This window comes from Corallococcus sp. AB030, from assembly GCF_003668965.1.
Taxonomy (GTDB): domain Bacteria; phylum Myxococcota; class Myxococcia; order Myxococcales; family Myxococcaceae; genus Corallococcus; species Corallococcus exiguus.
Genome location: NZ_RAWQ01000270.1, coordinates 1 through 11,482, shown reverse-complemented (window position 1 = coordinate 11,482; position 11,482 = coordinate 1). Strand labels below are relative to the sequence as shown.

Genomic DNA, 11,482 nt, shown 5'->3' with positions numbered 1-11,482 from the left:
CCCCCTGACTGGTCGCCAGCCGGCCACCAGCCAGGCCCGAGGGAGGCGTCCCCGAGGAGAAACCCCCGGTCCGGACGCGCATCCTTGAGAAAGGTCGGGGCGGTAGCTATAAGCCCCGACCCACTACAACGCTGGACCTCCCTCCCATCCTGGGTGGGGGCAAGGCGCACTGGAGAGAAGCCATGAAGCCCGACTTGCACCCGGTCTACCCGCCCTCCCGCATCACCTGCGCGTGCGGCAACATCGTCGAGACCAAGTCCACCCGCGGCTCGTTCAGCGTGGAAGTCTGCTCGAACTGCCACCCGTTCTTCACCGGCAAGTACAAGCTGCTGGACACGGCCGGCCGCATCGACCGCTTCAAGAAGAAGTACGCGAACAACGCGCCGGCCGCCAAGAAGGGCGCCAAGGCCGCCGAGCCCGAGAAGGCGTAGTCCTTCGGCTCTACAGCATCCGTAGCACCCCACGAGCAGGGTCGTGGAGGGCCTCGAACGACAGAGGCGCTCCCCGCCCTGCTCGCGGTGTTTCAGCTCCAGGCGCTCGTCAAATTTTCACGCGCGCTTTCGGTGCTACAGCCAATTACAGGCCAGAAATTCGACGTAGCACGCAAGTGACCGCACAGTCCGCCGCGTCCCAGAGACGTCTGTCCCAAAGACGGAGGCGTGATGTTCGCGGAAGCTGCTGCCCCTGCCCTGAAGATTGTCCGACGCTCCCAGAACGACAGCGTCTTCGCGAAGCGCGGGGAGGCCTACACGCTGCTGCAGGGCGACAGCCTGGAGCTGATGGCCCAGCTGCCCGAGCAGTCCTTCGACCTCATCTTCGCGGACCCGCCGTACTTTCTCTCCAACGGCGGCACCACCTGCAAGGGTGGCAAGCGCGTCTCCGTGGCGAAGGGCCAGTGGGACGTGTCCCGCGGAGTGGAGGAGGACCACGCCTTCACCACCAAGTGGCTCGCCGCCTGCCAGCGCCTGCTGCGCCCCAGCGGCACGCTGTGGGTGAGCGGCACGCAGCACGTCATCTTCAACGCCGGCTTCGCCATGCAGAAGCTGGGCTACAAGCTGCTCAACACCGTCACCTGGTACAAGCCCAACGCGAGCCCCAACCTGGCGTGCCGCTACTTCACGCACTCCACGGAGCTGCTCATCTGGGCCTCGCCGGCGTCCGGCGGCAAGCTGAAGCACGTCTTCAACTACCAGCGCATGAAGGCGGAGAACGGCGGCAAGCAGATGCGCGACGTGTGGAACCTGCCGCGCAACGGTGACGAGGAGCTCACCGCCGACGGCGCCGGCCGCATGTGGACGCAGACGGCCCCGCGCGGCGAGGAGAAGGCCTTCGGCAGCCACCCCACGCAGAAGCCGGTGGCCCTGCTGGAGCGCATCCTGGAGGCGAGCTGCCCGGAGAACTCGCTCATCCTGGACCCCTTCAACGGCAGCGGCACCACCGGCGTGGCCGCCCTGAAGCACGGCCACCGCTACGTGGGCATCGACATGAACCCGGAGTACCTGGCCCTGTCCAAGAAGCGCCTGGACGCGACCCTCAAGTAACCCGCCTCACGCGCGGGTGAGGATGAGCTCCACGCCCTGCCGGGCGATGGGGTGGTACCTCGCCCCGTTCTTCTCGAACGCCGCGCGCGCCACCTTGCGGTGGTCGCGCGACGAGGCGAGCACGCTGTAGAGCGGCTTCAGGTACTTCATCCGGCCCACCTCGCCGAGGAACTCCTCGGCCCGGCCGAGCGGAGCATCGAAGCCCGCGCGCAGCGCCGCCACCAGCCACGCCACCAGCACCTCCGAGTTGCGGCTGCCCGTGAGCGAGAACCTCGCGTCCAGTTCCCGGAAGACGTCCTGGGACGTGTCCGCCGGCATGGACTCCAGGAAGAGCTGCCACTCGGTGGGCGTCCAGTCCTTCGTGTCCGCTTGCGAAGGCACCGTCCCGCGCAGCTTCTCCAGCGCCTCCAGCCGCGCGGAGGTGGGGCGGGGCGCGCTGGGCGGCACGCCAGGCCGGTTCAGGTACGCGTCCGCGTCCACCTTGGCCAGGGCCCCCGGCAGCTCGGCCTCCGTGAAGCGGACGAACTCCTCCGTGGTGAGCGCCTGGAAGCGGTACTTCGCCAGGTAGCGGCGCAGGAAGCCGTCGAAGGTGGGACGGCCCACCGCGTCCTCCAGCGCGCGCAGCAGCAGGTAACCCTTCTCGTAGGGAATCTGGGAGAAGGCCTCGTCCGGATCCACGCCGGACAGGTGCGTGCGCAGCGCGGTGAGCTGCGGGTGCGCGCGGAAGTGGTGCAGCGCTTCGTCCAGCGAACGGCGCCCCAGGGCCGCGTGCAGCGCCGCGACCTCCGGCCCCGCCAGCGCCTCCAGGATGCGGCGCTCCGCGAAGACGGTGAAGCCTTCGTTCAGCCAGAAGTGCTCCGCGGACGCGTTCGTCACCAGGTTGCCCGTCCACGAGTGCGCCAACTCGTGCGCCACCACGTTCACCAGGCTCTTGTCCCCCGCGATGAGCGTGGGCGTGAGGAACGTCAGGCGCGGGTTCTCCATGCCGCCGTAGGGGAACGACGGCGGCATCAGCAAGAGGTCGAAGCGCTCCCAGTCGTATGGTCCGAAGAGCGACTCCGCGGCCTTGAGCATGTCGTCCACGCCCGCGAATTCGTCCGCCGCGTCCTCCAGCGCCTCCGGCTCCGCCCACACCCGCGAGCGCGGCCCCAATTCCTTGGACGTGAGGCTGCCCACCGCGAACGCCAGCAGGTACGGGGGCACCGGCTGCGGCATCTCGTAGTGCTCCTCCGCCTCCACGCCGTGCTCCTCGCGCGCCACGAACGAGGCCGCCATCACGGACTTGAGCTGCTTGGGCACCCGCAGGGACGCGCGGTAGCGGATGCGGATGCGCGGCGTGTCCTGCAGCGGCACCACGCTGCGCGCGTGGATGGCCTGGCACTGGCTGAACAGGAACGGCTGCTGCCCACCCGCCGTTTGCGACGGCGTCAGCCACTGCAGCGCGCTCGCCTCCGGGGACGTGCGGTAGCGCACCGTCAGCTGCTTCAGCCCCGCGGGCAGCTCAATCCGAAGCCGGCTGCCGAGGATGGGTTCAGGAGGGGAGAGGATGTAGGGCAAGGGGCGACCCTGGGCATCCACCACGCCCCGGATGTCCAGGTCGCGGGTGTCCAGGTCGAGGGGACCTGCTGACGCCTCCTTGAGCGTCAGCGTGGCCTCCGCGTGCAGGCGGCGCGTCCGGAAATCGACGCGGGCCTTCCAGTCCAGCGTTTCGGTCTCAGGCTGCGTGCTGTCGTTGTACGAGTGCGGGTCGAGGCGAGCCATGGGGCCCGACTTGTAGTCGGGGAGCCGACCTCCTGGCGAGCACACCCGACGGCAATGCCGGTTGACTTCCGGGTCAATCGCCTACATTTGTGCAGTCCCCTACTTCCTTTTATGGGAGCCGATTTCCGATGACGACCCGGATCCGAAAAGTGGCGGTGCTTGGCGCTGGCGTGATGGGCAGCGGCATCGCCGCGCATCTGGCCAACTCCGGCGTGCGCGCCCTGTTGCTGGACATCGTTCCGCCCCAGGCTGCTCCGGGCGAGGACACCGCTTCCAAGGCGTTCCGCAACAAGTTCTCGCAGGGCGCCATCGCGAACCTGCGCAAGGCGAAGCCCAGCCCCATCGTATCCGAGCAGGTGCTCGCGGCCATTGAAGTGGGCAACCTGGAAGACGACCTCGCGCGCCTGGGCGAGTGCGATTGGATCATCGAGGTGGTGAAGGAGGACCTGGCCGTCAAGCAGGCCCTGTTCGCCAAGGTGGAGAAGCACGCCCGCAAGGACGCCATCATCTCCTCCAACACCTCCGGCCTCTCCATCGTGGGGATGACCGAAGGCCGCGGCGCGGACTTCAAGAAGAACTTCCTGGTCACGCACTTCTTCAACCCCGTGCGCTACATGAAGCTCCTGGAACTCGTGGCCGGCCAGGAGACGAGCGCGGAGGTCGTGAAGACCCTCCACAAGTTCGGCGAAGAGGTGCTCGGCAAGGGCATCGTCTACGGCAAGGACACCACCAACTTCATCGCGAACCGCATTGGCGTGTACGGGATGATGCGGACCATCTCCGAGATGCAGAAGACGGAGATGTCCATTGAAGAGGTGGACAAGATCTTTGGCCCGGCCATGGGCCGTCCCAAGTCCGCCGTCTTCCGCACCGCGGACATCGTGGGCCTGGACACGTTCACCCACGTGGCGAAGAACTGTTACGACACGCTGACGCACGACGAAGAGCGCAACGTCTTCGCCGCCCCGGACTTCCTCCAGAAGATGGTGGAGAAGAAGATGCTGGGCGACAAGAGCGGCGGCGGCTTCTACAAGAAGGACCGCTCCTCCGGTGGCAAGGACATCCTCGCGCTGGACCTGAAGACGCTGGAGTACCGGCCGCAGGCGAAGGTGCGCTTCGACTCGCTGGGCGCCGCGAAGGACATTGAAAACGTCAAGGAGCGCGTGGCGTCCGTGATGAACGCGGACGACAAGGCCGGCAAGTTCGCCGAGCGCGTCACCCTGGACGTGCTGGCGTACTCCAGCCGCCGCATCCCGGAGATCGCCGACGACCTGGTCAACGTGGACCGCGGCGTGCGCTGGGGCTTCGGCTGGGACCTGGGGCCCTTCGAGGTCTGGGACGCCTACGGTGTCCAGAAGGGCGTGGAGCGCATGAAGGCGCTGGGCCTCAAGCCCGCCGCCTGGGTGGAGGAGATGCTGGCCAAGGGCCGCACGTCCTTCTACGGCGTGCAGGACGGCCGCGACACCTACTGGGACATCCCGTCCAAGTCCGTGAAGCAGGTGTCTGAGAACGCGCGCACCTTCCGCGTGGAGTACCTCAAGCGCGGCAACAAGAAGATCACCGGCAACGACAGCGCGTCGCTGTGGGACATGGGCGACGGCGTCACGCTCTTGGAGTTCCACTCCAAGATGAACTCCATCGACGATGACATCATCGCGATGATGAACACCGCGCTGGATGAGACGGAGAAGAACTTCAAGGGCCTCGTCATTGGCAACGACGGCTCCAACTTCTCCGCCGGCGCGAACATCATGGCCATGCTGATGGCGGCCAAGAGCGAGGACTTCGACTCCATCCGCAAGATGGCGTCCGCGTTCCAGGCGGCCAACCAGCGCATGCGCTACAGCCCCGTGCCCGTCGTGACGGCGCCCTTCAACCTCACGCTGGGCGGCGGCGCGGAGGTCACCATGGGTGGCAACGCGGTGCAGGCCAGCGCGGAGCTGTACATGGGCCTCGTGGAAGTGGGCGTGGGCCTCATCCCGGGCGGCGGCGGCACCATGATGCTGCTGCGCAACGTGTTCGGCGGCTACGCGGCGGACAAGGACTTCGACTCGCTGCCCTTCCTCAAGAAGGTGTTCCTCGCCATCGGTATGGCGAAGGTCGCCACCAGCGCGGAAGAGGCTCGCGAGACGGGCTTCCTGTCCCAGCAGGACGGCATCACGGGCAACCGCGACTTCCTCCTGTCGGACGCGAAGTCGCGCGTGCTGGGCCTGGCGAACGGCGGCTTCCGCCCGCCGCGTCCCACGCGCTTCCGGCTGCCGGGCCCCAACGGCGCGGCCACCATCGACATGATGCTGTACGACATGCAGCTCAACAATCAGATCAGCGCCCACGACCGGAAGATCGCCCAGAAGCTGGCGCGCGTGCTCTCCGGTGGTGACACCAGCCCGTCCGTGCTGGTGACCGAGGAGAAGCTGCTGGAGCTGGAGATGGAAGCGTTCCTGAGCCTCATCGGCGAGGAGAAGACCCAGGACCGCATGATGTTCATGCTCGAGAAGGGCAAGCCGCTGCGCAACTAGCGCGAGGCGTTTACCCAATGGTTTTCCAGACGCGAATTCCGAAGCACGCCCGGACGCTGTCCGGGCAGGGAGACATCTAAAATGTCCGGACGAGTCGTGATTGCCAGCGCGGTGCGCACCCCCTTCACCCGCGCCCACAAGGGAGAGTTCAAGGACACGCGGCCGGATACGCTCGCGGCCCTTGCCATCAAGGAGGCCGTCGCCCAGGTCCCCGGCTTGAAGCCGGCGGACGTGGAGGACGTCATCATGGGCTGTGCCATGCCGGAGGCGGAGCAGGGCATGAACGTGGCCCGCAACGCGAGCCTGCTCGCCGGCCTGCCGGACACCGTTCCGGGCCTGACCATCAACCGCTTCTGTTCCTCCGGCGTGCAGTCCGTGGCGCAGGCGGCGCAGGGCATCAAGTCCGGAATGCTCCAGGTGGCCGTGGCCGGTGGCACCGAGTCCATGACCATGGTGCCCATGGGCGGCAACAAGGTCTCCGCCAACCCGGAGATCATGCAGAAGCTGCCGGAGGTCTACACCTCCATGGGCGCGACGGCGGAGAACATCGCCTCCCGCTACAACGTCACCCGTGAGGACGCGGACAAGTTCGCCGCCGAGTCCCAGCGCCGCGCGGCCACGGCCCGCGAGCAGGGGAAGTTCAAGGAGGAGATCTTCCCCGTCACCACCACCATGTTCGACGAGGACGGCACCCAGAAGCAGGTGACCGTCTCGGTGGACACCATCCTGCGCCCGGAGACGACGGTGGAGGGCCTGGCCAAGCTGCGCCCGGCCTTCAACGCCAAGGGCGTGGTGACGGCGGGCAACGCGTCTCCGCTGACGGACGGCGCGGCGGCCGCGGTGGTGATGAGCGAGGAGAAGGCGAAGGAGCTCAACGTCAAGCCGCTGGGCTACTTCGTGGACTACGTGGTCGCCGGCGTGCCGCCCGAAATCATGGGCGTGGGCCCGGTGCCCGCCATCCGCAAGCTGCTGGAGCGCAACAAGCTGAAGGTGGAAGACATCAGCGTGTTCGAGCTCAACGAGGCCTTCGCGGCGCAGGCGCTGCACTGCATCCGTGAGCTGGGCATCCCCCAGGACAAGGTGAACCCGAACGGCGGCGCCATCGCCCTGGGCCACCCGCTGGGCGTGTCCGGTGCGCGCATGGTGGCCACCATCCTGCGCGAGCTGAAGCGCCGGGACGGCCGCTACGGCGTGGTGAGCATGTGCATCGGCGGCGGCATGGGTGCCGCGGCGCTGGTGGAGCTGGCGAAGTAATCCGCTTCCGCTTCGCGCCCCCTGGTGGCTTCAAGGGGGCGCGAGGTGGCTGTCAGGAGGCCGGGGCGTCCGGGTCGTTCACCGGGACGCCCGCCAGGCGCAAGACCCGCAGCGCGTTGGTGGTGTCCACCACCCCCTGCCGGAGCCGGTAGTCGAACACCATCTTCCCGTCCTCCAGGTGGTCGCGGAAGTGGACGTTCACCACGTGCGAGCCCGGCTCGTCCGCCAGCACCGCCAGCGACAAGTCGTGCGTCGTCACCGCGCCACACGCGCCGGAGGCGAGCAGGAGCCGCAGCACCTCGCGTGAGGCAATCTGCCGTTCGCGGGTGTTGGTGCCCAGCAGGATTTCGTCCAGCAGGAAGAGCGCCTGGCCCTTCGCGGCAGCCGCCGCGTCCAGCACCATCTTCAGCCGCAGCACCTCCGCGTGGAAGTACGACACGCCGCGCTCCAGCGAGTCCTTCACGCGCATGCTGGTGAGCACCTGCACTGGAGACAGCCGGAACGACGCCGCGGACACCGGCGCGCCCGCCAGCGCCAGCACCACGTTCGCGCCCAGCGCGCGCATCAGCGTCGTCTTGCCGCTCATGTTGGAGCCGGTAATCAGCAGCGCGTGACGCGGGCCGGGCAGGGACACGTCGTTGGGGACGGGCGCGTCCAGCAGCGGGTGTCCCAGCGCGGTGGCCTCCACGCTCGGGCCCTGGGCGTGCAGCTCGGGCCAGGTGAAGGCAGGGCGGTCATGGGCCAGGCCTCCCAGGCAGCAGAGGGCCTCCAGCTCCGCGAGTCCCTCGAACCACTGGCGCACGTCGCGGCCGTGGGCGGCGCGCCAGTTCTCCAGCGCGAAGAGGGCGTGGATGTCCCAGAGCGTGACCCAGTGGACCAGGGGGTGGAACTGGTGCCGCTTGAACTCGATGAGCGAGAACAGCCGGCTGAAGCGCTGGAACAGCACGGACACCGCCGGGCCGCTCTGCGCCCTCAGGCCGGACTGGAGCTGCTTGAGGCGTGGATGCTCGAAGGTCTGCTTCTCCACGCGCTCGAAGATGGAGGCGTAGCGCACGAAGCCGCGCTCGCCGCGCTCCACGGCTTCGTCCATCTGCCGCAGCGTGCGGCGCGTGGCCACGGCGATGCCCAGCTGTGCGAGCAGCCCCACCCAGACGGTGCTGTCTGGAATCACGCCAACAGTGCCCAGGATGAAGAGGGTGAGCGTTATCAGGGGCAGCACGATGGCCAGGGGCCGTGCCCAGCGGATGGCGTCCAGCGAGGGCCCGGCTTCCGCCCACTGGATGAAGAGGGCCGGGTCCGCCTTGTCCTTCGCCACCACGCGAGCGTCCACGCAGAGGTCCTGGCGGAAGTCCACGCTCGGGGCCAGCTCGCGCGCGGCGCCCTGCCGGGTCACCACCGTCTCCGCGGTGGCGGGGGAGGACAGCCACGCGGCCAGCCGCTCCTCACCCGCGCGCGTCGCCGTCTCGTTGATGAGCTGGAAGAGGCTGCCCTGGCCAAAGACATCCAGGTCCGTGGCGTAGAGGTGGTTGGGGGAGAGGAACCGCTCCCCCGTGTCCGAGAAGGAATGCCAGCCGCCCTCCAGCCTCGCCAGGCCGCGCTCGTTGAGCAGGACGAAGAGGCGCGCGCGCTGCTCCTTGAGGAACACCTGGTGGTGCAGCACCGCCAGCACGCCGTAGACGGCGAGCGCCCCGGCCGCCGCCCACCACCAGGGCTTGGGCAGCCGGCCCATCAGTGTCAGCGCTGCGATGACCAGCGCCGCCACGAAGGCCACGGTGCGCAGGTTGGCGTACCGCGCGCTGACGCGGTCCAACTCCGTCAGGTCCGCCTGGGCGGCGGCGCGGCGGTCGGTGTACGTGCGATGCGGGCTCTGGGACTCGGTCGGGGCGGGCACGATGGTCGCGCATGCTGTGCGGCCCCCCGTCCGAGGGCAAGCGCTCAACGCGTCCCGTCACGCTTCGATGCCAGTCGAGGACAGCCGTTGGACGGGGGCACGATGCGCGGGGGCCTGGACCCGGCTTCCAGCGTCGAGCGGGCTCGCGGTTGACTCCCAAGGGGCCTCCGGGATTTGAATGCGGCCCATGAGGGACGGTCGGGCCGGCCGTGCCTCATCGAGGGGGCTCACCCCATGTCGTTACCCAAGGTCGTACTGGGCGGAGGGCTCCTCATGGGCCTGCTCGCCGCGCCTCCCGCCGAGGCCCGCTTCGGCAAGCGCTCGGACTCCACCGAATCGTCGAAGCCCGTCCATGAGGCGACCGCCATCGGTTCGGACCGGGACGACGATTCGAAGAAGGACGACGAGAACAAGAACCGTTCGTCCAAGAGCAAGAGGACCACGGTGTCCTCCACGGACGACAGCTACGAGTACAACTCAAGCGCGTCCAGCGATGCCGCCTCCTTCATCCTGGGCGCCATCTTCGAGCTGCTGTTCCGGGGCATGGGGGAGGCCATCGCCAACACGGGCACCCACCACGGCCACGAGAGTGTGGCTCCAGACGCGCCGCCCCAGCGCAACTCGCTGCGGCACGCCGTGCCGTTCTCCTTCCGCGCGGGCCTGCTGGTGTCACCCCTCAGGGGCGGCACCGGCTTGGACTTCGACCTCGGCTGGGAGGCCCAGCGCTTCGGCATGGACCTGCGGATGTCGCGGCTGACGGGGACGTGGGACACCTCGGCGTACCGCGACACGCGCACCCTGGGGGAGATGCACGTGACGTACTCCCCCCTCGTCCGGGAGGAGCTCCGCCTGCGCATGGAAGCAGGCGTCTCCACCCTGGATGCCCCCGGGCGCGTCTACGTGGCCCCCAGCCTGGGCATGTCCGTGGAGGCGTGCCTGCTGGGCCCCCTGGACGTGGAGGGGCGCCTGCAGATGACGCCCGGGCCCTACCAGCAACTGGACGCGCGCGGAGGGCTCGCGCTGCACCTGGGCAGCCTCATGCTGCGCGGCGGGGTGCGCTACCTCGCGCTGGACTCCGAGGTGGCCCCGCTGGGGCTGCCTCTCGGCTTCACCCCCGAGCTCGGCCTGGGCTTCATGTTCTGAACAGCGCCGTGCGCTGAAAACACCACGGGCCCGGCCGCGGATGCTCTCGCGGTCAGGCCCGTTGGACGTCACGGTCCCCTTGAAGGGACGTGTGGATTACTTCTCCTTGGAGGCCAGCTTGCGCAGGGCCTTCTGGTCACGCACGCAGAGGATGCGGCCGACGTTGCCGAGCACGCCCTCGCGCTTCATCTCGTTGATGAGCGTGGACACGAAGGAGCGCGAGGCGCCCACCAGGTCCGCCAGGTCCTGCTGGGTAATCCCGCGCAGGTCCGTCTCACCGCCGTGCGGGCAGCGCTCGCCGTGCGCCTCCACCAGCGTGAGCAGGGTGTCCGCCAGCCGGGCCGGAACCTCCTTGAAGGTCAGGCCCAGGACGCGCTTGCGCAGCGAGCGCACGCGGTCCGCGTAGGCGCGCACCACGTCCACCGCCAGGGCCGGACGGGCCTCCAGCTGGGCGCGGAAGTCACGGCCCTCGATGCTCCACACCTCGGCCTCGCCCGCCGCCACGGCCATCTCCTCGATGGGCGTGCCTTCCGGGCGGAACAGCTCGCCGAACAGGTCGCCCGGGCGCAGGATGGACACCACCGAGCGGGTGCTGTTCTTGCCAATGCGCATCAGGCGCACGCGGCCGGACTTCAGCAGGTACACGCGGTCAGACGTGTCGCCGGGGCGGTAGATGGTCGAGTTGTGCGGGAAGGACTCGACCTTGAAGTACCCCTTGAAGTCGATGGCCTCCTGGCCGGGGACCAGCTTGTTCGCGGTCACCATCATGCCGGACGACGTCGCCTGCAGCGGCGCCACGACGTTGGAACCGATGGGGCCGAGGGGGCGGTTGAAGCCGTGCATGGGAGTCTCCTGGGAAGACGGAAAGGGATGGGGAAGGTTGGTCGCTGCTGCTGCGGACGGACCTTGCCCTTTCCAAGAGGCGTGCCATGAGCACTTGAACTATTCCCAGGGGAACAGTTCGAGGAATGCCGGGTACTTAGCGCTACACCCCGGTTTGGCACCCCCCACTGTGTCCAAAACCTGAAACAGAACGTTCAAACAGTCTGATCACTTTGAACGAAACGTTAAATGGGGACACCGGTTTGTCGGGGCTGGGACACTGTCAGGAAGCATCCTTCACCGGATAAGGGTGCACCTGTGGACCCTGCCCCTGTGCAAGACCGAACTTTTGAAGCTTTCGTTCAAGCGTTGGACGGCTGATGCCCAGGATCTGACACGTGCGTCCCTTGTGGCCCTTGGTGACGGCCATGGCCCGGGCAATGAGCTGCCGTTCGGCCTCTTCCAGGGTGGGGATGAGGCTCACGTCGTCCACGGCGGGGGCCGCGAACATGCTGCCCGCGGCGCCGGGGGCGCGGTGGGGGTCCATGGGG

Annotated in this window: 9 protein-coding genes; 5 read left to right on the top strand and 4 right to left on the bottom strand. The window is 68.2% G+C overall.

Annotated elements, in window-relative coordinates; translation table 11 throughout:
• Positions 1 to 182: 182 nt before the first annotated feature.
• Together rpmE and D7Y15_RS39150 are read left to right on the top strand one after the other, a co-directional pair.
• Positions 183 to 431 carry a 50S ribosomal protein L31 gene (rpmE, locus tag D7Y15_RS39155; RefSeq protein WP_120580811.1) on the top strand — a complete coding sequence of 83 codons (249 nt, stop codon included), beginning with the start codon at positions 183 to 185 and terminating at the stop codon, positions 429 to 431.
• Between the two features lie 231 nt (positions 432 to 662).
• Positions 663 to 1,541 (top strand): site-specific DNA-methyltransferase, encoded by an 879-nt coding sequence (locus D7Y15_RS39150; RefSeq protein WP_120580810.1) that lies wholly within the window; start codon positions 663 to 665, stop codon positions 1,539 to 1,541.
• Between the two features lie 6 nt (positions 1,542 to 1,547).
• Here the strand turns inward: D7Y15_RS39150 and D7Y15_RS39145 are convergent, their stop codons facing one another.
• Positions 1,548 to 3,302, bottom strand: a complete 1,755-nt coding sequence (locus D7Y15_RS39145; protein ID WP_120580809.1) for a M1 family metallopeptidase — start codon at positions 3,300 to 3,302, stop codon at positions 1,548 to 1,550.
• A 128-nt stretch (positions 3,303 to 3,430) separates the two neighbouring features.
• On the opposite strand from D7Y15_RS39145, the gene D7Y15_RS39140 reads away from it, so the two are divergent.
• Positions 3,431 to 5,821 carry a 3-hydroxyacyl-CoA dehydrogenase/enoyl-CoA hydratase family protein gene (locus D7Y15_RS39140; RefSeq protein WP_120580808.1) on the top strand — a complete coding sequence of 797 codons (2,391 nt, stop codon included), beginning with the start codon at positions 3,431 to 3,433 and terminating at the stop codon, positions 5,819 to 5,821.
• Between the two features lie 81 nt (positions 5,822 to 5,902).
• Positions 5,903 to 7,075 (top strand): thiolase family protein, encoded by a 1,173-nt coding sequence (locus tag D7Y15_RS39135; protein WP_120580807.1) that lies wholly within the window; start codon positions 5,903 to 5,905, stop codon positions 7,073 to 7,075.
• 52 nt (positions 7,076 to 7,127) lie between these two features.
• Here the strand turns inward: D7Y15_RS39135 and D7Y15_RS39130 are convergent, their stop codons facing one another.
• Positions 7,128 to 8,966: a DNA mismatch repair protein MutS gene (locus D7Y15_RS39130; protein WP_121755748.1), complete on the bottom strand. Its 1,839-nt coding sequence runs from the start codon at positions 8,964 to 8,966 to the stop codon at positions 7,128 to 7,130.
• Positions 8,967 to 9,200: 234 nt separating this feature from the next.
• Here D7Y15_RS39130 and D7Y15_RS39125 point away from each other — a divergent pair, with 234 nt between their 5' ends.
• A complete protein-coding gene (locus D7Y15_RS39125) occupies positions 9,201 to 10,109 on the top strand; it encodes a hypothetical protein (RefSeq protein ID WP_148712978.1) in 909 nt (302 codons plus the stop codon).
• Positions 10,110 to 10,205: 96 nt separating this feature from the next.
• Here D7Y15_RS39125 and mrpC read toward each other — a convergent pair whose 3' ends face one another.
• On the bottom strand, positions 10,206 to 10,952 hold the full coding sequence (mrpC, locus tag D7Y15_RS39120) for a Crp/Fnr family transcriptional regulator MrpC (protein WP_014395195.1): 747 nt from the start codon (positions 10,950 to 10,952) through the stop codon (positions 10,206 to 10,208).
• Positions 10,953 to 11,214: 262 nt separating this feature from the next.
• The coding region (locus D7Y15_RS39115) for a helix-turn-helix domain-containing protein (protein WP_199746037.1) at positions 11,215 to 11,482 on the bottom strand (268 nt) is incomplete at its 5' end.